This is a genomic window from Serratia microhaemolytica, assembly GCF_004011885.1.
Taxonomy (GTDB): Bacteria; Pseudomonadota; Gammaproteobacteria; order Enterobacterales; family Enterobacteriaceae; genus Serratia_G; species Serratia_G microhaemolytica.
Genome location: NZ_SBEF01000020.1, coordinates 1 through 24,030, shown reverse-complemented (window position 1 = coordinate 24,030; position 24,030 = coordinate 1). Strand labels below are relative to the sequence as shown.

18 protein-coding genes are annotated in these 24,030 nt (G+C 52.0%); 2 read left to right on the top strand and 16 right to left on the bottom strand.

From position 1 onward, the window contains the following. Position 1: 1 nt before the first annotated feature. The 16 genes from EOJ37_RS08330 to EOJ37_RS08255 all read right to left on the bottom strand — a co-directional run bounded on the left by EOJ37_RS08330 (position 2) and on the right by EOJ37_RS08255 (position 18,693). Positions 2-922, bottom strand: coding sequence for a D-alanine--D-alanine ligase (locus EOJ37_RS08330; protein WP_127959470.1), 921 nt, complete (start codon positions 920-922; stop codon positions 2-4). Further along, positions 915-2,390 carry a UDP-N-acetylmuramate--L-alanine ligase gene (gene murC, locus EOJ37_RS08325; RefSeq protein ID WP_127959504.1) on the bottom strand — a complete coding sequence of 492 codons (1,476 nt, stop codon included), beginning with the start codon at positions 2,388-2,390 and terminating at the stop codon, positions 915-917. Before murC ends, EOJ37_RS08330 begins: the two co-directional genes overlap by 8 nt. Before the next feature lie 73 nt (positions 2,391-2,463). Beyond that, entirely contained in the window at positions 2,464-3,558 is a 1,095-nt protein-coding gene (gene murG / locus EOJ37_RS08320; RefSeq protein ID WP_127959469.1) for an undecaprenyldiphospho-muramoylpentapeptide beta-N-acetylglucosaminyltransferase, read from the bottom strand. Between the two features lie 3 nt (positions 3,559-3,561). Next, positions 3,562-4,725 carry a cell division protein FtsW gene (ftsW, locus tag EOJ37_RS08315; protein WP_240651686.1) on the bottom strand — a complete coding sequence of 388 codons (1,164 nt, stop codon included), beginning with the start codon at positions 4,723-4,725 and terminating at the stop codon, positions 3,562-3,564. Positions 4,726-4,751: 26 nt separating this feature from the next. Next, complete coding sequence (gene murD, locus EOJ37_RS08310) at positions 4,752-6,071, bottom strand: UDP-N-acetylmuramoyl-L-alanine--D-glutamate ligase (RefSeq protein WP_127959467.1); 1,320 nt, start codon at positions 6,069-6,071, stop codon at positions 4,752-4,754. A 2-nt stretch (positions 6,072-6,073) separates the two neighbouring features. After that, on the bottom strand, positions 6,074-7,156 hold the full coding sequence (mraY, locus tag EOJ37_RS08305; RefSeq protein ID WP_127959466.1) for a phospho-N-acetylmuramoyl-pentapeptide-transferase: 1,083 nt from the start codon (positions 7,154-7,156) through the stop codon (positions 6,074-6,076). Next, positions 7,150-8,511, bottom strand: a complete 1,362-nt coding sequence (murF, locus tag EOJ37_RS08300) for a UDP-N-acetylmuramoyl-tripeptide--D-alanyl-D-alanine ligase (RefSeq protein ID WP_127959503.1) — start codon at positions 8,509-8,511, stop codon at positions 7,150-7,152. Before murF ends, mraY begins: the two co-directional genes overlap by 7 nt. Then, the gene (murE, locus tag EOJ37_RS08295) at positions 8,511-9,995 is read right to left on the bottom strand and encodes a UDP-N-acetylmuramoyl-L-alanyl-D-glutamate--2,6-diaminopimelate ligase (RefSeq protein ID WP_127959465.1); all 1,485 of its coding nucleotides are present in this window, start codon (positions 9,993-9,995) and stop codon (positions 8,511-8,513) included. The genes murF and murE overlap by 1 nt, the downstream gene beginning before the upstream one ends. Beyond that, positions 9,982-11,745, bottom strand: coding sequence for a peptidoglycan glycosyltransferase FtsI (gene ftsI, locus EOJ37_RS08290; RefSeq protein WP_127959464.1), 1,764 nt, complete (start codon positions 11,743-11,745; stop codon positions 9,982-9,984). The genes murE and ftsI overlap by 14 nt, the downstream gene beginning before the upstream one ends. Before the next feature lie 33 nt (positions 11,746-11,778). Continuing rightward, complete coding sequence (ftsL, locus tag EOJ37_RS08285; RefSeq protein WP_127959463.1) at positions 11,779-12,099, bottom strand: cell division protein FtsL; 321 nt, start codon at positions 12,097-12,099, stop codon at positions 11,779-11,781. Then, positions 12,096-13,037, bottom strand: a complete 942-nt coding sequence (rsmH, locus tag EOJ37_RS08280; RefSeq protein WP_127959462.1) for a 16S rRNA (cytosine(1402)-N(4))-methyltransferase RsmH — start codon at positions 13,035-13,037, stop codon at positions 12,096-12,098. The genes ftsL and rsmH overlap by 4 nt, the downstream gene beginning before the upstream one ends. A gap of 2 nt (positions 13,038-13,039) precedes the next feature. Beyond that, positions 13,040-13,498 carry a division/cell wall cluster transcriptional repressor MraZ gene (mraZ, locus tag EOJ37_RS08275; RefSeq protein ID WP_127959461.1) on the bottom strand — a complete coding sequence of 153 codons (459 nt, stop codon included), beginning with the start codon at positions 13,496-13,498 and terminating at the stop codon, positions 13,040-13,042. Positions 13,499-13,811: 313 nt separating this feature from the next. Beyond that, positions 13,812-14,816, bottom strand: a complete 1,005-nt coding sequence (gene cra, locus EOJ37_RS08270) for a catabolite repressor/activator (RefSeq protein ID WP_127959460.1) — start codon at positions 14,814-14,816, stop codon at positions 13,812-13,814. Positions 14,817-15,418: 602 nt separating this feature from the next. After that, positions 15,419-16,807, bottom strand: coding sequence for a GntP family permease (locus EOJ37_RS08265; protein ID WP_127959459.1), 1,389 nt, complete (start codon positions 16,805-16,807; stop codon positions 15,419-15,421). Positions 16,808-16,809: 2 nt separating this feature from the next. Further along, positions 16,810-17,772 (bottom strand): D-erythronate dehydrogenase, encoded by a 963-nt coding sequence (gene denD / locus EOJ37_RS08260; protein WP_127959458.1) that lies wholly within the window; start codon positions 17,770-17,772, stop codon positions 16,810-16,812. A gap of 144 nt (positions 17,773-17,916) precedes the next feature. Next, positions 17,917-18,693 (bottom strand): DeoR/GlpR family DNA-binding transcription regulator, encoded by a 777-nt coding sequence (locus EOJ37_RS08255; RefSeq protein ID WP_127959457.1) that lies wholly within the window; start codon positions 18,691-18,693, stop codon positions 17,917-17,919. A 763-nt stretch (positions 18,694-19,456) separates the two neighbouring features. On the opposite strand from EOJ37_RS08255, the gene carA reads away from it, so the two are divergent. Beyond that, positions 19,457-20,617, top strand: coding sequence for a glutamine-hydrolyzing carbamoyl-phosphate synthase small subunit (gene carA, locus EOJ37_RS08250; RefSeq protein WP_127959502.1), 1,161 nt, complete (start codon positions 19,457-19,459; stop codon positions 20,615-20,617). 4 nt (positions 20,618-20,621) lie between these two features. Beyond that, a complete protein-coding gene (gene carB, locus EOJ37_RS08245) occupies positions 20,622-23,861 on the top strand; it encodes a carbamoyl-phosphate synthase large subunit (protein ID WP_127959456.1) in 3,240 nt (1,079 codons plus the stop codon). Positions 23,862-24,030 lie beyond the last annotated feature (169 nt).

Here is a 24,030-nt window from a genome sequence, read left to right as displayed (position 1 = left end):
CTCAATTTGCCAACGCTAATACACGGGTAACCAACTGCGAGAAAGTTAACCCAGCCTGTTGTGCTGCCATCGGCACCAGGCTATGGCTGGTCATACCTGGTGAGGTATTAACCTCCAGTAGGTAGAAACGGCCATCTGCATCTTGCATCACATCAACTCGCCCCCAGCCTGAGCAATCGAGAGCCTGGTAGGCCGACAGCGCTAGCTTGGCCAGTTCTGCCTCTTTTTCTGCGCTTAAACCGCTTGGGCAGAAATATTGCGTATCATCGGCAATATATTTGGCCTGGTAATCGTAAAACACACCGGCAGGTTGAATACGAATCGAAGGCAACACGCTATCGCCTAAAATAGCGACGGTATACTCTGGCCCGGCTAACCATTTTTCCACCAGCACATGGTCATCATGGCGAAAGGCTTCAGCCAGGGCTGTGTCAAGCTGCTCTGCCGCGCTCACTTTACTCATACCAACACTGGAGCCTTCACGACTCGGTTTGACAATCAGCGGTAAACCCAGAGCGGCAATCGCGTTCAGTAAGCTCTCGCGCTGTTTGCCTTGATAGTGCTGGCGATCCAGTGCCACATATGGAGCGATCGGTAATCCAAGCGATTGCCACACCAGTTTGCTGCGCCATTTATCCATCGTGAGTGCCGAAGCCATTACCCTGCTACCGGTGTAAGGCAACTGTAAAAACTCCAGCAATCCCTGCAATGTGCCGTCTTCACCACCACGGCCATGCAGAGCAATAAATACTTTAGTAAATCCCTGTTTTTTCAATTCAGTCACTGGCGAATCTTTTGGATCGATTGCGTGAGCATCGATGCCAGCCTGCTGCAACCCGGCCAGCACAGCGGCACCTGATTGCAGTGAGACTTCGCGTTCGGCAGAGGTGCCACCTAATAATACTGCGACTTTATCAGTCATGATGTCCCTCATTGTTATTTTGTGGTTGTAATTTCAATTCGGCTAGATTGCGTGCGATTTTGCCGATGTTACCGGCACCTTGCACCAGGATCAGATCATCTCCCTGTAGTAATTGAGCCAACTCCTGGCTGATATTCTCTGCCTGTGTGATCAGGATTGGATCCAGCTTGCCGCGATTGCGGATAGTGCGGCACAGGCTGCGACTATCTGCACCAGCGATCGCTGTCTCTCCTGCGGAGTACACATCCAGCATCAGCAACACGTCGACTTGTGATAATACGTTGACGAAGTCGTCATACAGATCACGCGTGCGTGTGTAGCGATGGGGCTGGAAGATCATCACTAAACGTTTTTCCGGCCAGCCAGCACGTGCGGCTTTAATCGTCGCTTCTACTTCCGTTGGATGGTGGCCGTAGTCATCAACCAGCATCGCACTGCCGGGTTTTTGGTTCACCGGCTGTAATGGGAATTCACCCAGAAAATCAAAGCGGCGACCGGTGCCCTGGAAACCGGCCAGTGCAGTCAAAATAGCAGCATCATCAATTCCCTCTTCTGTTGCGACGGCAACAGCAGCAGCGGCATTGAGCGCATTATGACGGCCAGGTGCATTGAGGGTCACCTGTAGCAACGGTTTATCTTGGCGCACCACGCTAAAGTGGCCTTGATGCTGTTGTTGCTGATAATTTTCAATCCGCACATCGGCATCCACACTGAAGCCGTAGGTGGTGATGTGGCGACCCACACGCGGCAGTAACTCACGCACGACAGGATCGTCAATACACATCACGGCACGGCCATAAAATGGCAAGTTGTGCAGAAAATTGATAAATGTCTGTTTTAAATTTTCGAAGTCACCGTGATAAGTATCCATATGGTCGGCTTCGATATTGGTTACTACCGCCACCATAGGTTGCAGATGCAGGAATGAGGCGTCGCTCTCGTCTGCTTCAGCAATCAGGTAACGGCTGGAGCCTAACCGCGCATGAGTACCGGCGGCTTTCACCAGCCCGCCATTAACAAAGGTGGGATCCAGCCCTGCTTCAGCGTAGATGCTGGCAATCATTGCGGTAGTGGTTGTTTTGCCATGGGTACCGGCAATCGCGATACCATGCCGGTAACGCATGAGTTCAGCCAGCATCTCGGCGCGCTGGATAACTGGAATGCGTGCTTCACGTGCGGCGACAATTTCCGGGTTATCTGCCGGAATTGCTGTCGACGCAACCACTACACTGGCATCGTTAACATTTTCTGCCCGATGCTGAAAATAGATGGTGATCCCTAGCTCACTCAATTGCTGTGTAACCGCATTCGGTGCCAGATCAGAACCGCTGATCTGGTAGCCTTCGTTAGCTAACACTTCGGCAATACCCCCCATGCCGGCACCACCAATGCCAACAAAGTGAATATGCCGGACGCGTCGCATCTCGGGCACAAAAGTTCGTAATTTCGCTAATTGTTTTATGTTCATCATGCCGTTACATGTTTACTCATCTAATTGATACCGCACCGTTCTCGGTACCTGTTGATCACTGCCGATCGGGCTACTGCCTGGCTGACTGCGTGATTGATTCGGTTGGTGCTAAGCGCACAATCTCCGCCGCTACACGCTCGGTAGCATCGCGAATGGCGATCGCACGCGCTTTTTCAGCCATTGCCAACAGCGTGGGGCGATCCCAGTCTGCCAACAGTGTAGTGACTGCCGCAGCGGTGAATTGATGCTGTTCAATAATTTCTGCTGCTCCAGCCGCCTGTAATGGCAGCGCATTCCAATACTGTTGCCGATCTTTATGCTGGAACGGGACAAAAATAGCCGCCAGCCCTGCGGCTGCCAATTCACTGACGGTTAATGCACCAGAGCGACAGACAACCACATCGGCCCAAGCATAAGCAGCAGCCATATCATCAATAAATTCAGTAATTTTATGCTGACTCTGCGCTAGCTGTCGATACTGCTGCTCAACAGCGGCTAGCGCCCCTTTGCCGACCTGATGCCACAGGGTGATTTTATCCCCTAACTCCGCCGCCACGTGCGGCATGGTCTGGTTTAGTACTCTTGCTCCCTGGCTGCCGCCGATCACCAACACGCGGATTGCCCCTTGATGCTGAGCAAAGCGCTCAGTGGGAGTTGGCAGCGCCAACACGTCGCTACGTACCGGATTACCGACCACATCAGCATTGGCAAACGCACCGGGAAAAGCCTGCAACACTTTTTTGGCGATCTTTGACAGCCAGCGATTGGTTAAACCAGCGATGCCATTCTGTTCATGCAGCACTACCGGTACACCCGATAACCAAGCGGCCAGCCCACCAGGACCGGAGACATATCCGCCCATGCCAAGCACCACATCCGGCTGATAAGCGGCGATGATCGCTTTAGCTTGGCGCACTGCACGCCAGATGCGCAGCGGTGCAGTTATCTGTGCCATTATGCCTTTACCACGCAGGCCAGAAATTTTAATAAAATCAATTTCTATGCCGTGTTTTGGCACCAGATCTGCCTCCATGCGGTCTGCGGTGCCAAGCCAACGAACTTGCCAGCCTTGCGCCATCAAGTGGTGGGCAACCGCTAACCCCGGGAAGACATGCCCGCCGGTGCCACCAGCCATCACCAGTAAGCGCTTTGCTTTTTTGCTCATCCGTTACCTCTTTACAAACGCCTGTGCCTGGCTCAGGCGTGTTTCATAATCAATACGTAGCAACAACACCACGGCTGTTGACATCACCAGCAGACTTGAACCGCCATAACTGATCAGTGGCAGTGTCAATCCTTTGGTCGGTAGCAGCCCGGCAGTAGCACCGATATTTACCAAAGATTGAAAACTAAACCAGACACCTATCGCACAGGCTAAAAAACCGGAAAAACGTTGTTCAATCTGTAGTGCTCTTTTGCCGATCGACATCGCACGAAAAGCGACGAAGAATAGCATTAACAGCGCCAAAACCACACCGATATAGCCAAGTTCCTCGCCAAGAATGGAGAAAATAAAATCAGTGTGTGCCTCGGGCAGATACTCCAGTTTCTGTACCGAATTCCCTAAACCGCGCCCGAAAAGTTCACCGCGACCAAACGCCATCAGTGATTGCGTTAACTGGTAGCCGCTGCCAAATGGATCATCCCACGGGTTCCAGAATGCGGTTAAACGGCGCATCCGGTACGGAGTGGCGATGATCAGCAGCAGGACTGCGAACAGACCCGCGCCGATAATGGCCAAAAACTGCCACAATTTGGCACCGGCCAAAAACAGCAGTGCCAGTGTGGTGACAAACAGCACAATCACTGTGCCCAGATCCGGCTGTAGCAGTAGCAGCAGCGCCAACACCACCATCACGGTGATGGGTTTACAAAATCCCCAGAAGTTGTTGCGCACCTCTTCAACCTTGCGCATCAGATAACCTGAGAGATAGCAAAACAGCGATAACTTAGACAGTTCAGCCGGTTGTATACGCAATGGCCCTAATGAAATCCAGCGCGAGGCACCATTGACCGAATTGCCCATGATCAACACCAGCAGCAGCAGGATGATTGACAGCAGTAACATCAGCGCACTGTAACGTTGCCATATCACCATTGGAATGCGCAGTGTCACCAGTGACAGTAACAGCGCCAGCCCAAGGTAGAGCGCATCGCGTTTGGCAAACAGCAGCGGATCATCCGCCAAACGCTGGCTAACCGGCAATGATGCTGAGGTGACAATGATCAAGCCGAGCACCATCATGCCTAATGCAACCCACAGCAGGGTGCGATCATAGAGCAGGCCGTTGGCCAAGCTGCCGGTACGGCGGCCTGCCAGCCAGTCTCTCATCGCGCCAGCGCGGTTGCTGGTGGCACTCATTGTGCTAACTCCTTGGCCAAGCGAGCAAACTCATCGCCGCGCGCTTCAAAATTACGAAACTGATCCAAACTGGCGCAGGCTGGTGACAGCAGCACCATGTCGCCGGTACTCACACGACTGGCAATGATCTGCATCGCTTGGCTCATGGTCTCGGTCAGGGTGGTGACCGCAGGACGCAGTTTTGCCAGTTGTGCGCCATCACGGCCAAAGCAGTACAACTGAATGTTGTCCCCTTGTAGATAGGGTATCAGTGGTGAAAAATCAGCCGATTTGCCATCACCACCAAGCAATAAATGGAGTTTGCCTGCGATCTGTAAGCCGCGTAGTGCAGCTTCGGTACTGCCGACATTGGTCGCTTTGGAGTCGTTTATCCAGCGCACCCCGTGCTGTTGCCACACCTGTTGAAAACGGTGTGGCAGGCCAGTGAAGGCGAGCAAAGCAGCCAAGCTGGTGGAGCGCGGTAATCCGACAGCATCGGCTAACGCCAGTGCGGCTAACGCATTGGTGTAGTTGTGGCGACCGGTGATCTGCATTTGTTTGGTGTTGAGCACGTTTTCCGCGTGCACTTGCAGCCAAATCTCGCCCTGCTGCTGGCTGAGATGATAATCACCAACATCACCGCCAAAGCTGATGCAGCGAGCATCAGCGCCTTGTTCTGGCAGGGTCAATGCGTCATCGGCGTTGACTACACAGAGGCTGGCACCACGATAGATACCCAACTTGGCGGCACGGTAGGCAGCTAACCCTTCCGGGTAGCGATCCATATGATCTTCACTGATGTTCAAGATTGTTGCCGCAGCGGCACGCAAGCTGTGGGTGGTTTCCAGTTGGAAACTAGATAGCTCCAGCACATAGAGTTGGCTTGGTTGCTGGAGTAGCTTCAGTGCGGGCTGGCCAATATTGCCGCCGATACCGACCGCCCAACCAGCAGCTTTTGCCATCTCTCCGACCAAGGTAGTCACGGTGCTTTTACCGTTAGAACCGGTGATTGCTACGATCGGTGCGGTGGCTTCGCGGCAGAATAGTTCGATATCACCGATAATCTCGACCCCTGCTTCAGCGGCCGCACGGAGTACCGGATGGCTTAAGGGTACTCCGGGGCTGGCAACGATCAGATCGGCGGCAACGGCCGATGCCAGATCGAGTTCACCGAGCTGGCGTTCAATCTGTGCAGGTAATTTCTCCAGCCCAGGTGCTGAAACACGGGTATCCATTACGCGCGGCGTTACGCCACGCGCGAGAAAGAAGTCAACGCAAGAGAGGCCAGTTAAGCCTAATCCGATAATGACAACTTGTTTACCCTGATAATTCACCATGATTAACGCACCTTCAGCGTTGCCAGGCCAATCAGCACCAGCATCAGCGAAATGATCCAGAAACGCACAATCACGCGCGGTTCTGGCCAGCCTTTCAGCTCATAGTGGTGGTGGATCGGTGCCATGCGGAAAATACGTTGGCCGCGCAATTTAAATGAACCCACCTGCAAGATCACTGACAAGGTTTCCACCACAAACACGCCGCCCATAATCAGCAGCAGAAACTCCTGGCGTAACAGCACTGCAATGGTGCCGAGTGCGCCACCTAGTGCCAGTGAACCGACATCGCCCATAAAGACTTGTGCCGGATAGGTGTTAAACCAGAGAAAGCCCAATCCAGCACCGACAATTGCGGTGCAGACAATCACCAACTCACCGGCATGACGCAGGTAGGGAATGTGCAGATAGTTGGCAAAATTCATATTGCCACTGGCCCAGGCGACCAAGGCAAACCCGGCAGCAACAAAAACGGTTGGCATAATTGCCAGCCCATCCAAACCGTCGGTGAGGTTAACGGCGTTACTGGTGCCGACAATGACAAAATAGGCCAGCAAAACGTAGAGCAGGCCGAGTTGCGGCATCACATCTTTAAAAAACGGCACCACCAGTTCGGTCGCGGGGGTGCCCTTACCAACCGCATACATGCTAAATGCCACTATCAGTGCCAGTAGCGATTGCCAAAAGTATTTCCAACGTGCAATCAGACCTTTGCTATTTTTTCGCACCACTTTACGGTAGTCATCAACGAAGCCGACAATGCCATAACCAATCAGCACCAGTAGCACACACCAGACATAGGGGTTTGAGGGATAAGCCCACAGTAGTACTGAAAGGGTAATTGAAGTCAGGATCATGATGCCGCCCATCGTCGGCGTGCCACGCTTACTAAAATGTGACTCTGGCCCATTGTCACGTACCACCTGACCAAATGACATTTGTTGTAAGCGTTTAATCAGTTTCGGCCCCATCCACAGCGATATAAACAGCGCTGTTAGCAAGCTAACAATCGCCCTGAACGTTAAGTAGGAGAAGACGTTAAACCCTGAGTGAAATTGAACTAAATATTCTGCTAACCAGACTAGCATACTGCTTTCTCCTGTAACGCACGCACCACTTGCTCCATAGCGGCACTACGTGAGCCTTTGACTAATACGGTGATTACCGTGTGTGTTGACAGTAATTCCGCCACGCGTGCGATCACTGCTGTTTTATCTTGATAATGTTCGCCATTGGCACTGGCTGTGCTTACTGCCTGGCTCAAGTTACCAACGCTGATCACTTTGTCGATATTGGCCTGCCGGGCAGCCTCGCCAACCTGGCGATGGCACTGTTCTGCCTGCTCGCCTAGCTCAGCCATGTCACCAACAACCAGCAAGCGGTAGCCTGGCTGTTCGGCCAATAGCTGTACTGCAGCCAGCATCGAGCCAACGTTGGCGTTGTAGCTATCGTCGAGTAACAATTTATTGTCCGCCAGTTTGATCGGGTAGAGCCGCCCGGCAACTGCCTGTAGTGATGCCAGCCCCGCACGCACCGCCGCCAGTGAGGCTCCAACCGACATTGCCAGTGCAGTGGCGGCTAATGCATTGGCGACATTGTGGCGCCCGGGTAGCGGCAGGCTGATTGCCTGGCTACCAAACGGTGTGTGTAGGGTGAAATTGGTCATCCCCTGTTGCAGTTGCAGGCCAGTGGCAGAGAAATCGGCGTGGGCGTCAACCTGCCCAGAAAAACGCCAGACTCTGTTTCCAGTCAAGTGTTTCTGCCAGTGAGGCCAATCGTGACTATCGTTGTTGATGATGGCGATGCCATCGGTTGGCAGGCCAGTAAAAATCTCCCCTTTAGCTTGAGCAACACCTGCCAGCGAACCAAAACCTTCCAAGTGGGCTGCGGCCAGGTTATTGACCAGCGCACTCTGTGGGCGAGTGAGGCCAACCGTGTAGGCGATCTCGCCAATGTGGTTGGCGCCTAGCTCAATGACGGCAAAGTCGTGATCGGGTTGTAGACGCAGCAGCGTCAATGGCACACCGATATCGTTATTGAAGTTACCGGCGGTGTAGAGCACGTTGCCGCATTGACGCAGGATCGCTGCTGTCATCTCTTTTACCGATGTTTTGCCCGATGAGCCGGTTAACGCCACCACTTTGGTGTTGACTTGGCTACGAACCCAGGCAGCGATCTGCCCTAATGCCAGCCGTGTCTCACTGACCACCAGTTGCGGAATATCCAGCGGTAACGGGCGGGCAACCAGCAGCGCACCGGCGCCGGCAGCCAGGGCATCGGCGGCAAAATCGTGCCCATCGAAACGCTCGCCTTTCAATGCGACAAACAGACAGCCAGCGCTGACCTGGCGGGTGTCGGTGGTTACTGCACTGATCTGTCGATCAGCGCCAATCTGTTCGGCGGCCAACAGTTTGGCAAGTGTTTGCAACGAGACATTAATCATCACATCACCCCCAGTAGTTGCATTACGGTGGTGCGATCGGAGTAGTTTAAGCGATGCTGACCAATCAATTGGTAATCCTCATGTCCTTTGCCTGCCACCAGCACGACATCTTCCGCCTGCGCTTGGGCAATGATATAGGCCAATGCTTCTGCCCGTTGGTGGATCACCGGCACAACGCTTGCGCTGTTGAACCCGGCCAAAATATCATCAGTGATTGCCTCAGGGGCTTCACTCCGTGGATTATCGTCGGTGATCACGACGCGGTCTGCCCACTGCTCTGCGGCACGGGCCATCAGTGGACGCTTACCGCTATCGCGATCACCACCACAACCGAACAGGCACCACAACTGGCCACGGCAGTGTAGCCGCAGTGCAGCCAGTGCTTTTTCCAATGCATCGGGGGTGTGGGCGTAATCGACCACCAAAGTCGGTTTGCCAGGTGCGCTAAAGCGCTCCATACGACCACAAACCGGTTGCAGATCGGCAGCGGTAGCGATCAGCGCTGCCAGCGGATAACCCAGCGCAAGTAGCGTTGCCAATGCCAGTAATAGATTGCTGACATTAAATTCACCCAGCAGATGAGTCTCCAGTTGCCCATCCCCCCAACTGGAACGAAAGCTGATGCTAGCGCCGTTGTTGTGATAGTGGATTGCGCTGGCGCTTAACCAATGCGGGCGTTGATTCTGTGCGAGGTTGCCGTGCAGACTGACTGCCACCGCATTGGGCAATTTTTCCAGCCAGCGCTGACCAACCGGATCATCCGCGTTAATAATCGCCTGTTGTGGTTGATGGTCGGCAAACAATGACCATTTTGCTGCTTGGTAGTTTTCCATATCGCCATGATAATCAAGATGATCACGACTTAGATTACTGAACACTGCAGCCGCAAACGAAAGCGCTGCTACCCGCTGCTGTACTAGGCCATGTGAGGAGACCTCCATCGCCACCAGTGCTGCGCCCTGATCAGCAAACTGATTGAGCGCATGTTGGATCTCGACAGCCGAAGCGGTGGTATTGGCACTCGGCACCATCTGCCCTAATAGCCCGTTGCCTAGGGTGCCCATTACCGCTGCCGTCGCACCCAGTTGCTGGCTCCATTGCGCCAGTAACTGGGTGATGGTGGTTTTGCCATTGGTGCCGGTGACGCCAACCAACTGCAATCGCTGGCTTGGCTGTTGATAAAATGCGCCAGCCAGTGCCGACAAGTGTCGGTTGAGCTGGTATAGGTAGACTACCGGCACTCCGCAGATCTGCTCGACTTTTTGATGCATTGCCGGATCAGTTGCTTGAGCAACAACGGCGGCGGCTCCCTGTTTGATCGCTTGTGCAATGTAGCTACGGCCATCTGTTTGATGGCCTGCAACGGCAACGAACAGATCCCCCGCTGTGATGCAGCGGCTGTCTAAGCTCATCTCCCGTAGCTGGCAAGCAGGAGCGGCAGGCATCCACGGTGCGAGTAAATCACGTAAATTACGTTCTGCCACCTGATCCTCCGTTACGGTTACTGACTAAGTTATTGCCTTCATGTTCGGGTAGTGCGTCAGGTTTGACATTCATGATCTTCAATGCGCCGGACATAATGGCACCAAACACCGGTGCAGAAATTGCACCGCCGTAATACTTGCCGCCTTGTGGGTCATTGATGACGACGACGAGGGCAAAACGTGGTTGGCTGGCGGGTGCGACACCGGCGGTGTAGGCGATATAACGGTTGATGTATTTGCCATCCGGCCCGACTTTTTTCGCAGTGCCGGTTTTGATCGCAATACGGTAGCCTCTGATTGATGCCTTCACACCACCACCGCCAGGCAGCGCCACGCTTTCCATCATGCGCACTACACGACGAACGATGTTTTGTGGGAACACGCGTGTGCCAGCAACCGGCTGCTCTTGCCGAGTGATCGACAGTGGGCGATAGATACCAAAGCTACCAATGGTGGCGTAGACGCGTGCCAACTGTAACGGTGTCACCATCAAGCCATAGCCAAACGAGAAGGTGGCGCGTTCAATGTCGGACCAACGCTGTTTTTTCGGGAACAGGCCGTTGCTTTCACCGACTAGACCTAACTGGGTTGGCTTACCCAGTCCGAACTGGGCGTAAGTTTCCAACAGTGCTTCAGGCGGCATTGCCATCGCCAGTCTAGAAACACCGACATTGCTCGATTTTTGTAAAATTCCAGTCAATGTTAGCTCAGGGTAATGCGCGACATCTTTAATCTCATGTCCATTCACGCGGTAAGGCAGGGTGTCGATGACGCTATTCTGTTTCACCACACCGCGTTGTAGTGCTGCCATTACGACCATCGGCTTAACGGTTGAACCGGGTTCGAAGGCATCGGTGATCGCTCGGTTGCGCATCGCATCGCGGCGGGTATTTGCCATGTTATTGGGGTTGTAGGAGGGGCTGTTTGCCATCGCCAGCACTTCACCGCTATTGACATCAACCAGCACTGCGGTGCCTGATTCGGCTTTATTGAATGCTACGGCATTATCCAGTTCACGGTAGAGCAAACGCTGTAAACGTTCATCGATACTTAATGTCAGGTTGTGTGCGGCTAGGCTGTCTACTGATGAGATATCTTCAATCACGCGACCAAAACGGTCTTTACGCACGGTACGCTCGCCGGGTTGGCCGGTGAGCAGCGGGTTAAAGCTTTTTTCTATTCCTTCAATGCCTTCACCATCAATATTGGTGACGCCAATCAGGTGTGCGGCAATCTCTCCCGCCGGATAGTAGCGGCGCGCTTCTTGACGCAGGTAGATGCCAGGTAACTTCAACTGCTCAATGTAACTGCCAATGGTGGGGCTGATTTGACGCGCCAGATAGACAAAACGCGCTCTGCTGTTGCTGTTAATGCGCGTGGTGAGTTGTTCAAGCGGAAGTTGTAGCGCATCTGACAGTGCTTTCCAGCGTGGATCTTGGTTGATGCCACCATTTTCATGCAGCTCTTTCGGATCAGCCCAAATCGCATTGACTGGCACGCTGACCGCGAACGGCCGCCCAAAGCGATCGGTGATCATGCCGCGTGCGGCCGGGACAGATTGTACCCGTAACGAACGCAGGTCACCTTCTTTGACCAGTTTATCTGGCTCAATCACTTGCAGATAAGCCAAGCGCAGCAGTAAGCCCAGTAAGATCAGCAGAATGCCACCGCACAGCAACGCAAAACGCCAGTTCACAAAACCGGCTTGATCGTCCTGGCGCTTGATTCTTGCGGAGCGTACTGCTTTCATGTTTTATGTTTTACTCCGTCTGGGCTAACTGGCTCATGGTTTGATAACGATATGTTCCTCTTCTGGATTAACATGTTGCATCTTTAACCTCTCCTTGGCGATACGCTCAATCCGCAGGGTATCGGCGAGAACGTTCTCTTCCAAGATCAGATTGCGCCACTCAATATCGAGCGCATCTTTTTGTAAAACAAGCTGCTCACGCTCTGCTATTAACTGCCGGGTTTGGTGTACCACGTTGACGACAAACAGTGCCGAGATCAGCACCGCTACCAGCAGTAGCAATGGCAGTTTGCCATTACGCAGCAGATCACTGCCAATCAGCGCGACCAAGCTTTGGCGCTCATGGCCGATCACGCCATTATCCTCTCAGCCACCCGTAATACAGCACTGCGTGATCTCGGGTTTGCTGCCACTTCTTGTGCTGACGGCATCACCTTGCCTAACGCTTTCAGTGAGGCAGCGCCCATCTGACGTAGTTGCGCTTCGGTCAGCGGAATGCCAGCAGGCACTTGAGCACCCCGGCTATGGTGACGGATAAACTGCTTCACTATCCGATCTTCCAGCGAATGAAAGCTGATCACCGACAAGCGCCCTCCAGGCGCTAGCACAGTCAACGCTCCAGCCAGTGCTCGTTCAATCTGTTCCAGTTCACTATTGATGTAGATACGGATTGCCTGAAAACTGCGCGTTGCCGGGTGTTTATGTTTCTCACTAAATGGGCTGGCATCTGCGATTAACGCTGCTAACTGTTTGGTGCGAGTCATTGGTTCTTGCTGGTTGCGCTCAACAATTGCTCGAGCGATACGCTTGGCAAACCGCTCTTCACCAAAGGTCTTCAATACCCAGGCGATATCCTCTACGGTCGCTTTCATCAGCCACTCTGCGGCTGACTGCCCGGTTGAGGTATCCATGCGCATGTCCAGTGGGCCATCACGCATAAACGAGAAACCACGTTCGGCATCATCCAACTGCGGTGAGGAGACACCCAAATCGAGCAGAATGCCATCGATTTTGCCACTCAACTGCTGCTGTTCTACATAGTCTGCCAAGTCGGCAAACGGGCCGTGAATGATGTTAAAACGGTGATCGCTGATTGCCTGTGCCGCTGCAACTGCCTGCGGATCACGATCTATCGCCAGCAAACGCCCGTCAGCGCCCAAGCGGGACAGTATTTGACCTGAATGACCACCACGGCCAAAAGTGCCATCAATGTAAGTACCGTCGTGACGAATGTTGAGCGCATTAACAGCTTCATCCAGCAATACGGTGATATGTTTATCGTTTTCCAACATGCTTATAATGATAAATCCTGTAACCGCTCGGATAACGGCTGCAAAGTCGACTGCTCAGCATCAATATCTTGTCTGATTTGTTGATACCAGGTCTGTTCATCCCACAATTCAAATTTGTTGAACTGCCCCACTAACATCACTGCCTTGGTTAGGCCAGCGTGTTGACGCAGCGTGCTGGCTAACAGCAACCGACCTGCGTTATCCATCTGGCATTCACTCGCGTGACCTAACAGCAGACGCTGCACGCGCCGTTCCGCTGGATTGATACTGGAAAGGCAAGACAGTTTCTTTTCAATCAGTTCCCATTGCGGTAGAGGATAAAGCAGCAGGCAGGGTTGATGCAGATCAATGGTACACACCATTTGACCTTGTGATCCTTCGTTCAGTAATTCCCGGTACCGGGTAGGTACGGCAAGCCGCCCCTTACTGTCGAGGTTAACCATCGTTGCTCCACGGAACATGCCTGAGCTACCCACCTGTGATCTTTCTCACCACTTTATACCACAATTCCCCACTTAATGAGTGTACGGAGCGGATGAAAAGCTTGTCAAGCCAGAGTAGGAGCGGTTTGGCAATATATCTGTGGCTGATTCTTGAGTTACATCACAAAAAAATCGCAAATAACGATACAATATCTATAAATAGAGTGGGTTGGTAGATTAATTATCTGACAGTTATGTTGAGATAGGTTAAACGGAAAGTGGCCTGTTTTTTGTCCGTTGATGGCGGCACGCCTGAAGCTAAGCTGTCCGGAGTCAGGCGTGCCGAGCGTTTTTATTTGCGACTGAGCAGACCGCGCCGCAGTAGATTACGTCGCATTCGGGTGATCCCCGCTTCCGGTCGGTTGGGTTGATCAAGACTAGCCAACACCAGTTCCAATACCTGCTCGGCAACATCACGGTGACGTTGAGCAACCGCTAAGACAGGACATTCGAGAAAATCGAGCAACTCATGGTCACCAAAAGTGGCAATCGCCAAGTTTGTTGGTAAGTGACCATAACGTGTCAATGTGACATCCATCACTCCCTGTAGCAGCGCAAACGAGGTGGTAAATAACGCCTGTGGCATTGGGTTGTTGTTCAGCCACTCGCTAAATACCTTGGCTGCCGCTGCTCGCTCATAACTACTGGCATAAAGATAATCGACAGGGCGCTCATCTTGCTGCCAGGCTTGGCGAAACCCCTGCTCGCGTAATGAACTGACCGACAACTCTGGTAATGCGCCGAGGTAGAGCACAGAACTAGAGGGAAAACTGCGCAATTCTTGTGCCAGTGCGCAAGCATCTTCCTGATCGGCACCAACCACACTGACAAAATGTGCCGGATCTAAGGCTCGGTCCAACGCAATAATTGGGAAAGAATCATTTGCCCAGCGCTGGTAGAACGGATGTTCCGGCGGCAGAGCGGTAGAGACAATAATGGCATCAACTTGGCGCTGTAGCAGATGTTCGACACAGCGAATTTCGTTTTCGGCCTTGTCCTCTGAACAGGCGATCAGCAACTGATAGCCGCGTTGACGTGCCTGTCGCTCAAGATAATTGGCGATCCGGGTATAACTGGTATTCTCCAGATCCGGTATCACTAATCCAATTGATCGTGTTCGTCCAGCACGTAAACCTGCGGCAACAGCATTCGGTTGATAGTTATGCTCCCTGACTACAGCCATCACTTTCTCAACGGTTTTGTCACTTACCCGATACTGCTTAGCTTTACCGTTGATCACATAACTGGCCGTAGTGCGCGAAACACCAGCGAGACGCGCTATTTCATCCAGTTTCACGTAAGCTCCTTATACTATGTTTAAATTAAGAGTCTAGGCTACTGTTTTGGTTACCTTATCACAGGATAAGGGGGTGGGTGTTTTTTTAACCAGCGCATTGACTCACTATTGTTATTGTCTTGAGCTCACATGCGATTGATTGACTGCCTTGATGGTTATTGCTAATGATGGCTTATCGTAGCTAATTCTAGCTCCCTCCAGTTAGTCTCTCTGCGTAAGCAGTAGAATGTCGACAATAACAGAGTCGGTGTCGATACGTTAAGTAAACTTATGGCGTTAGCCACCGCTTTGATCTGTTCAATCGTTTGCCAAACAGCATTGAATGACATCTTTGTGCCTAAAAACGCATTGATTATGGCATCTGACACTACCGATCGCGTGTTTCGAGACGTATTGAGGCATTGATTGCTGCTGTGTTCTGCCAGCAAAAGCGGCGATCCAAAAGCACATTGTGCAAAACGCGCGGATAACACAAACCGATCAGTGCAGCGATACCGGTAATCGCCGGTTAATCCCTGCTGCCGACAGTTAACTATCGGCAGCAGGCCAACCACAATCATCAGGATTGAAATGAAACTCGGTCGATTAATCTTGCCGGTGGATCACAACACCCAATCGAGGATCAGCACACCGACCAGGCTAATTGCCCAGGCAATGGTGGTTGGTACCGACCAGGTCATCATCTGCATTTTAACGTCTTTAATACCCATCATCCGGTTAACAACCCAGAACATACTGTCGTTAAAGTAACTGAAGAACAGTGCTCCCATGGTAGCCGCCTGAGCTGCAGCAAGCATATTAACACCAGGCAGTAGACTGACGATCGGCGCTGAAATTGATGCGGCAGTGATCATTGCTACCGTTCCAGAGCCTTGGATCAAGCGCACAATGGTAGCGATCACAAACGGGATCAGTACCGGTGACAGTGGCAAATTGGCGATCTGTTGTGCAATCAAATTGCCGGTACCGCTTTCACGCAGTACAGCACCCAGCGCACCACCGGCACCGGTCACTAGCAGGATAATTCCAGCAGTTTGTAGCCCTTCTTCCAGACGCTCTAATGTCTCGTGCTTACTCACCTTTGGCATCAGGGTATAGACTGCCAACAGCACACTGACTGACATCGCAATAATTGGCGAACCAAGGAAAGCAAATATCTGGCCACCCAGACTCTCTTTCAGCCAGGCCTGCTCGGGATTTTTTGCCAGCATATTGATCACGGCATTGACAAAAATCAGCACAATTGGCGCGATGATCGGTAGCAGTGACAGGAATAAGCCGGGCAGATTTTTATTTTCTTTCTCTGCCAGGTAGCGTTGGTGTGCAGCACGTAGATCCTCTGGCTCTTCTTGCGCCAACTGCTCTGGCTGGAAATCGGGATAACGGTCACCAAGCCAGCGTGCATAGATAACAATACCGATCACACAAGGCACTGCCAACACCAAACCAGCCAACATCATTGAACCGATATCCACACCAAAAATACCGGCAACACCGAGTGGCCCAGGCGTGGGTGGCACTGCATGGTGGGTGACGATCAAACCGCCGGCTAAGGCAACACCGAGCGTTAACAGGCTACGTTTGCCACGTTTAGCCAGTGCTTTAACCAGTGGATAAAGAATGATAAATGCCGAATCAACGAAAATTGGGATGCTCACAATATACCCGGTGATCGCCAGCGCCCACTCTTCGCGTTTTTTGCCTAACCATTTGATAAAACTATAAGCGATCTGTTCAGCGGCACCAGAAACTTCCAGCATTCTGCCCATCATCACGCCTAGCCCGATCACAATACCGATGCTGCCCAGTGTACCGCCAAAACCTTTGCTGATGACGGCAACAGTTTGTGCGGCATTCAAACCGCCGGTTAGACCCGCGATTGACGCGGCGATCAACATGGCAACCAGTGCATGAACCCGGGTACGTAATACCAGAAAAATTAATACAAAAACGGCAACAGCCAACCCAATAATAGGAGTATACATTGTCATAATCAGTTCCCAGCCTGCTGCATATCATCACGGATAAAGGCATGAATAATTTGTTCAAAGTCGTGATCGACATTGAAACCGAGACCCAAAGCACGCTGGATATCGAACTTGCCTGGCCAACTGGCGACAATACGGTTGATAGATTCATCAGGTGCGAAGCTAACGCGAGCGTGTACCTCTTCACCACCGACAGCACGCAGTGCTGCTAGCATCTCGGCCACTGTTACGCTGATACCGGGCAGATTAACAACGCGTGATTGACCAAACTGCTGCGCTGGCAGCGTTGCGGCATGGATGAAATTGCGCACCACGGTGCTGGGGCTAGAGACCCACAACGCCAGCTCTGGTGACACTGGGCAAACCGAGGTTTCGCCTTGCAGTGGTTCGCGAATAATGCCGCTAGCAAACGAAGACGCTGCTTTATTGGGTTTGCCTGGGCGCACGCTAATGGTAGGCAGACGCAGCACGCGTCCATCGACATAGCCTTTGCGTGCATAGTCATTAATCAGCAATTCGCTCATCGCTTTTTGTGCGCCATAAGAGGATTGCGGCTGTACCGCGCACTGATCAGTCACCACCGCAGGCAACGCACCCCCAAATACCGCCAGCGAGCTGGTAAAAATAAACTTCATTGCTGGTGCATTATGGCGAGCTGCCTCAAGGAGTTGCTGAGTGGCATCGAAATTAACTCGCATACCGAGATCAAAGTCGCTTTCGGCGTGGCTACTGACGATGGCTGCCAAGTGGAACAACACGCCGCAATCGGATGTGATTAGGCGATTTGCTGCCCCCGCTTCGGTCAGATCAAGCGCCACACAACGTACACGTGGATCATCAATTGGAGACTGAGGTTGCTGGATATCTGCCAGCACCAGTTCATTAAACGGCAGTGTTTGTTCTTGCAACAGTGCTGCTGCTAGACGCTGCCCCAGAAAACCTGCGCCACCGGTAATAATTACCTTCATGGTGATACTCCTTTTCCCTGTAGGGATGTTGTTATTCTGCCTTTACAGTCTGAAATAACAGCCAGTGCGCTAAATTCACCTATTTGATACCGATATTGCCGAATATCAGCTGATGTTTGTTAACTACTGTGCTGTTTTTCGCCGTCACTTATTTGTTACATTGATATTATGTAACCGCACGCCACGCTCCATCAGTTGCTGTTGCGTATCGGGCGGTAGAGCGGCATCACAGATGATGTCATCCAGTGCTGCCAAGTGGCAGACACGGAACATGCCGTATTTGCCATATTTACTGCTATCGGAGACCAGCACTTTGCGCCGAGCGACCTCCAATAATGTCTGTTTAAGCGCGACTTTTTCCTCATACGGCGTGGAGATGCCATGTTCAAGATCCCATGAACTGCTACTGATAAACGCCACATCAATATTCAGCGTTTGCAACAACATGGCGGCACAACTGCCGACACAGGAAAAATTACGTTGATCAACTCTTCCGCCGGTATGGAACAGACTCAGTTGTGGACGATTCATCAAGTGTTCGATGATAGAAAAATCGTTGGTGACGACAGTTAAATTAAAGCGCTCAGCCAGATGACGGGCGATCTCAAAGGTGGTTGTGCCGGCATCGAGGTAGATCACCTGCCCATCCTCGACGATAGAAGCAGCATATTGACCGATCGCTCGCTTCTGACGATGGTGAAGTTGAGCTTTTTCCTGATAAGCCAGCTCTTGACGCAAGGCATCACTCAGCCGCACACCCCCACTCACGCTGATGACTTTGCCTTCCTCTTCTAACTGACGAATATCGCGCCGTACTGTCATATGAGAAACATTCATCAACTCGGCTAACACCGCGATGCTGGCCAGTTGATATTCATGTACATAGCGATAGATGAAATCGCGGCGCTCTGATGGGATCATCCGTTCTCCTGATTGCAACGAGCAATGTCTTGGTTCAAAGAGTGTTATTTTTTGTTATAAGGTTAATAATCAACCATATTGTTTCACAAATAAATGATCATCATCACAGAAAGCTCAATGGCAGACATGGCAAGAACAAGAATAAAAACATAGTTATTCAAATCATTAACATCAACCGGTAAAACAATCTGTGCAACACAAGAGTGTGAAAAAATATGTAACCTGTAACAAAAAGGAGCATAACTGACCAAACGCTTGAGTCAAGCAATATTCTTCATATGCCAATGAAAAAGCGCCAAAGCGGGTAGATGGTGGTGAGTCAGCAAGACAGTAGCCCGTGCTGATCAACCACCACAGTTAACGGCTTTCATCACGATAACAGCTCGCTTTTTAAGCGCTATCGCGTGATTTATCGGGTCATTGGACAACGGGCGGTGATTTTTGTGATTGTCGCTGGCAGACGAGATATGCAGTCTTTGCTGATCTGCAGGTTGCTCGGACGGCAGGTTTTGTTTTTTCTGAGCTAGCAACCGTTTGCGGGAAGTAGTTTATCGCTGATTTTTTCACTCTGGCAGTGATTAAGCAGTGAAACGGTTAAAATAAAAGGAGAGCGCGCGATTTTTGCTCGACAAACCAGAGGCTCATCATTAGAATGCGCCCAATTTACCCAAATCAGCCCGAAAATTGCTTCAGGTATTGATTTCGGCTGCTCTGTGTGAATTAATATGCAAATTCTATGCTTTATTATTCATTGGAGGGTATGTTGATTACGTCAGCGCTATTGGTTCTGGAAGACGGAACCCAATTCCATGGTCGGGCCATCGGGGCAGAAGGAGTGGCAGTTGGGGAAGTGGTCTTCAATACGTCGATCACCGGTTATCAAGAAATCCTCACTGATCCCTCCTATTCTCGCCAAATTGTTACCCTGACCTATCCTCATATTGGCAATGTTGGTACCAACACCACCGATCAAGAATCCTCATTTGTTCATGCCCAAGGCTTGGTAATCCGCGATCTTCCGCTAATCAGCAGTAACTACCGCAGCAAAGAAAACCTCTCCGACTACTTGAAACGTAACAACATCGTAGCGATTGCTGATATCGACACCCGCAAACTGACTCGTCTACTACGTGAAAAAGGTGCACAGAACGGTTGTATTATTGCAGGTGAACATCTGGATGCTGAGTATGCACTGCAACAGGCGAAGGCATTCCCTGGGCTACAGGGAATGGATTTGGCGAAAGAGGTTTCGACCCAGTCCGCCTACTTGTGGCAACAGGGTAGCTGGACGCTGGCCGGTGAATTGCCGGCAGTGAAAGCAGCCAGCGAGCTTCCCTACCATGTCGTCGCCTACGATTATGGGGTAAAACGCAATATTCTACGTATGCTGGTCGATCGTGGCTGCCGGTTAACGGTGGTTCCAGCCCAAACCTCAGCGGCAGAGGTGCTAAGCCTAGCACCGGACGGCATTTTCCTGTCGAACGGCCCGGGTGATCCGGCCGCTTGTGATTATGCCATCACGGCTATTCAGCAGTTACTGGCCACGGGTATCCCGCTGTTTGGTATCTGCCTAGGTCACCAACTGTTGGCTCTCGCCAGCGGTGCCAGTACGGTGAAAATGAAGTTAGGGCACCACGGCGGTAACCATCCAGTGAAAGACTTAGCTAACCAGCGGGTGATGATCACTGCGCAAAACCACGGTTTTGCCGTTGATGAGCACAATCTGCCCGCTACGCTGCGTGTTACGCATAAATCGCTGTTTGATCAGACGGTGCAAGGTATTCACCACAACGATAAGCCGGCGTTCGGTTTCCAGGGGCACCCAGAGGCCAGCCCCGGTCCACATGATGCCGCACCGCTGTTTGATCACTTCATTGAGCTGATCAAGATCTACCGTTCCAACGCCCAATCGTCAGGAGCCTAACACCATGCCAAAACGTACTGATATAAAAAGCATCCTGATCCTTGGTGCTGGGCCGATTGTCATCGGCCAAGCCTGTGAGTTTGATTACTCCGGTGCGCAAGCCTGTAAGGCACTGCGTGAAGAGGGCTACCGGGTTATCTTGGTCAACTCGAACCCGGCAACCATCATGACCGATCCTGAAATGGCGGATGCTACTTACATTGAACCGATCCACTGGCAAGTGGTGCGTAAAATTATTGAGAAAGAGCGCCCTGATGCAGTGCTTCCGACGATGGGTGGCCAGACAGCGCTGAACTGTGCGCTAGAGCTACAGCGTCAGGGGGTGCTGGATGAGTTTGGCGTCACCATGATTGGCGCCACGGCTGATGCGATCGACAAAGCAGAAGATCGCCGCCGTTTTGATGTAGCGATGAAGAAAATTGGGCTGGATACCGCCCGTTCCGGTATTGCTCACTCAATGGAAGAGGCGCTTGCCGTGGCGGCGGATGTCGGCTTCCCCTGCATTATTCGCCCCTCATTTACCATGGGCGGTACCGGTGGCGGCATTGCCTACAACCGTGAAGAGTTTGAAGAGATTTGCACGCGTGGCCTCGATCTGTCGCCGACGAATGAACTGTTGATTGATGAATCACTGATTGGCTGGAAAGAGTACGAAATGGAGGTCGTGCGCGACAAGAATGATAACTGCATTATTGTCTGCTCGATTGAGAATTTCGATGCGATGGGGATCCATACCGGTGACTCAATCACGGTCGCACCGGCACAGACGCTCACCGACAAAGAGTACCAGATCATGCGTAACGCCTCGATGGCGGTACTGCGTGAAATCGGGGTTGAAACTGGCGGCTCCAACGTACAATTTGCCGTTAATCCGAAAAATGGCCGCCTGATCGTGATTGAAATGAACCCGCGAGTCTCGCGTTCATCCGCGCTGGCTTCAAAAGCGACCGGCTTCCCGATCGCCAAGATCGCTGCCAAACTGGCGGTGGGCTACACCCTGGATGAGTTGATGAATGACATCACTGGCGGACGTACACCGGCCTCTTTCGAGCCCGCTATCGACTACGTAGTGACCAAAATTCCCCGCTTCAACTTTGAAAAATTTGCTGGTGCCAATGATCGGCTCACCACCCAGATGAAATCGGTTGGTGAAGTGATGGCGATCGGCCGTACCCAACAAGAATCATTGCAAAAAGCGCTACGTGGCCTCGAGTTAGGAGCCACCGGTTTTGATGCCAAAGTTAACCTTGACGATGCTGACGCTCTGGGCAAAATCCGTCGTGAGTTAAAAGAAGCCGGCGCCGAGCGTATTTGGTATATCGCCGATGCCTTCCGTGCGGGTCTCTCGGTAGATGGCGTCTTCAATCTGACCAATATTGATCGCTGGTTCCTGGTACAAATTGAGGAGTTAGTGCGGCTGGAAGAACAGGTTGTGCAACGTGGTATCGATGGCTTGGATGCACCATTCCTGCGCCAGTTGAAACGCAAAGGTTTTGCCGATGCTCGCCTGGCTAAGCTGCTGGCAGTAAAAGAAAAAGAGATCCGCACATTGCGCCACAGCTTCAATCTGCACCCAGTGTATAAGCGGGTCGATACCTGTGCGGCCGAGTTCGCGACCGATACTGCCTACATGTACTCTACTTATGAGCAAGAGTGTGAAGCCAACCCGAACCAAGACAAGCCAAAACTGATGGTATTGGGTGGTGGGCCGAACCGTATTGGCCAAGGTATCGAGTTTGATTACTGCTGTGTTCATGCCTCGCTGGCACTGCGTGAAGATGGTTATGAAACCATCATGGTCAACTGTAACCCAGAAACGGTCTCCACAGACTACGACACCTCAGATCGACTCTATTTTGAACCGGTAACGTTAGAAGATGTGCTGGAAATTGTACGCATTGAGCAGCCAAAAGGGGTGATTGTGCAGTACGGTGGACAAACGCCACTCAAACTGGCGCGTGAGTTGGAAGCCGCAGGTGTGCCGATTATCGGCACCAGCCCAGATGCCATTGATCGCGCGGAAGATCGCGAACGTTTCCAGCAAGCGGTTAACCGTTTGGGCTTGAAACAACCTGCCAACGCCACGGTGGCTGATATCGAACAAGCGGTAGAGAAGGCAGCACTGATTGGTTATCCGCTGGTTGTGCGCCCTTCCTACGTGCTCGGTGGCCGGGCGATGGAGATTGTCTACGATGAAACCGATCTGCGCCGTTACTTCCAACAGGCTGTCAGCGTCTCTAACGATGCGCCGGTTCTGCTCGATCGTTTTCTTGATGATGCAGTAGAAGTTGACGTTGATGCGATCTGTGACGGTGAACGGGTGCTGATTGGCGGCATTATGGAGCATATCGAACAGGCCGGGGTACACTCAGGCGACTCAGCCTGTTCCCTACCTGCCTATACGCTAAGCCAGCAGATCCAGGACGAGATGCGTCAGCAAGTAGAAAAACTGGCGTTCGAACTGCAAGTGCGTGGTTTGATGAACGTGCAGTTTGCGGTTAAAGATCAACAGGTATACCTGATCGAAGTTAACCCACGAGCTGCCCGTACTGTGCCATTTGTCTCGAAAGCTACCGGCGTACCCTTGGCGAAAGTGGCAGCACGGGTTATGGCGGGTCAATCACTGGCGGAGCAAGGCGTAACACAGGAAGTGATCCCACCTTACTACTCGGTGAAAGAGGTGGTGCTGCCATTTAACAAATTCCCTGGTGTTGACCCAATCCTCGGCCCTGAAATGCGCTCAACGGGTGAAGTGATGGGGGTTGGAGAGACATTTGCCGAAGCATTTGCCAAAGCGATGTTAGGCAGCCAGAGTCGCATGCCGCAATCGGGTCGTGCGCTGCTCTCGGTGCGTGACGAAGATAAGGCACGCGTGGTTGATTTAGCCGCCAACTTGCTTAAACAGGGCTTCCAACTTGATGCAACACATGGCACAGCGGTAGTGTTGGGTGAAGCGGGTATTAACCCGCGTTTGGTTAACAAAGTGCGTGAAGGACGGCCCCACATTCAGGATCGCATCAAGAATGGCGAATACAGCTACATTGTTAACACCACCGCCGGGCGTCAGGCGATCGAAGATTCAAAACTGATCCGCCGTAGCGCCTTGCAATACAAGGTACACTACGACACCACGCTTAACGGCAGCTTTGCCACGGCGACCGCACTGAAGGCTGATCCAACCCAGCAGGTCACTTCCTTACAGGAGTTGCACACGCGGATCACTCACCACACTACAGAGTGCTAAACGGACTTCCCCCTTCCTGTTAATCACGGGAAGGGGATCACACCTTAGTGATCCCCTCATTTCTATAAACTCAAATAATGCCAAGTGTGCGGGTATATAATCGATGCTGCCTCAGGTAATAAGTAAATTTCTCCATCAACAATATCGCATAGGCTTCTTTCATTTTGGG

Bases quoted from the DNA above. Each gene is read 5' to 3' on its own strand.
- EOJ37_RS08330 (WP_127959470.1), bottom strand. From the start codon at position 922: ATGACTGATAAAGTCGCAGTATTATTAGGTGGCACCTCTGCCGAACGC.
- murC (WP_127959504.1), bottom strand. From the start codon at position 2,390: ATGAACATAAAACAATTAGCGAAATTACGAACTTTTGTGCCCGAGATG.
- murG (WP_127959469.1), bottom strand. From the start codon at position 3,558: ATGAGCAAAAAAGCAAAGCGCTTACTGGTGATGGCTGGTGGCACCGGC.
- ftsW (WP_240651686.1), bottom strand. From the start codon at position 4,725: ATGAGAGACTGGCTGGCAGGCCGCCGTACCGGCAGCTTGGCCAACGGC.
- murD (WP_127959467.1), bottom strand. From the start codon at position 6,071: ATGGTGAATTATCAGGGTAAACAAGTTGTCATTATCGGATTAGGCTTA.
- mraY (WP_127959466.1), bottom strand. From the start codon at position 7,156: ATGCTAGTCTGGTTAGCAGAATATTTAGTTCAATTTCACTCAGGGTTT.
- murF (WP_127959503.1), bottom strand. From the start codon at position 8,511: ATGATTAATGTCTCGTTGCAAACACTTGCCAAACTGTTGGCCGCCGAA.
- ftsI (WP_127959464.1), bottom strand. From the start codon at position 11,745: ATGAAAGCAGTACGCTCCGCAAGAATCAAGCGCCAGGACGATCAAGCC.
- rsmH (WP_127959462.1), bottom strand. From the start codon at position 13,037: ATGTTGGAAAACGATAAACATATCACCGTATTGCTGGATGAAGCTGTT.
- mraZ (WP_127959461.1), bottom strand. From the start codon at position 13,498: ATGTTCCGTGGAGCAACGATGGTTAACCTCGACAGTAAGGGGCGGCTT.
- EOJ37_RS08265 (WP_127959459.1), bottom strand. From the start codon at position 16,807: ATGACAATGTATACTCCTATTATTGGGTTGGCTGTTGCCGTTTTTGTA.
- denD (WP_127959458.1), bottom strand. From the start codon at position 17,772: ATGAAGGTAATTATTACCGGTGGCGCAGGTTTTCTGGGGCAGCGTCTA.
- EOJ37_RS08255 (WP_127959457.1), bottom strand. From the start codon at position 18,693: ATGATCCCATCAGAGCGCCGCGATTTCATCTATCGCTATGTACATGAA.
- carB (WP_127959456.1), top strand. From the start codon at position 20,622: ATGCCAAAACGTACTGATATAAAAAGCATCCTGATCCTTGGTGCTGGG.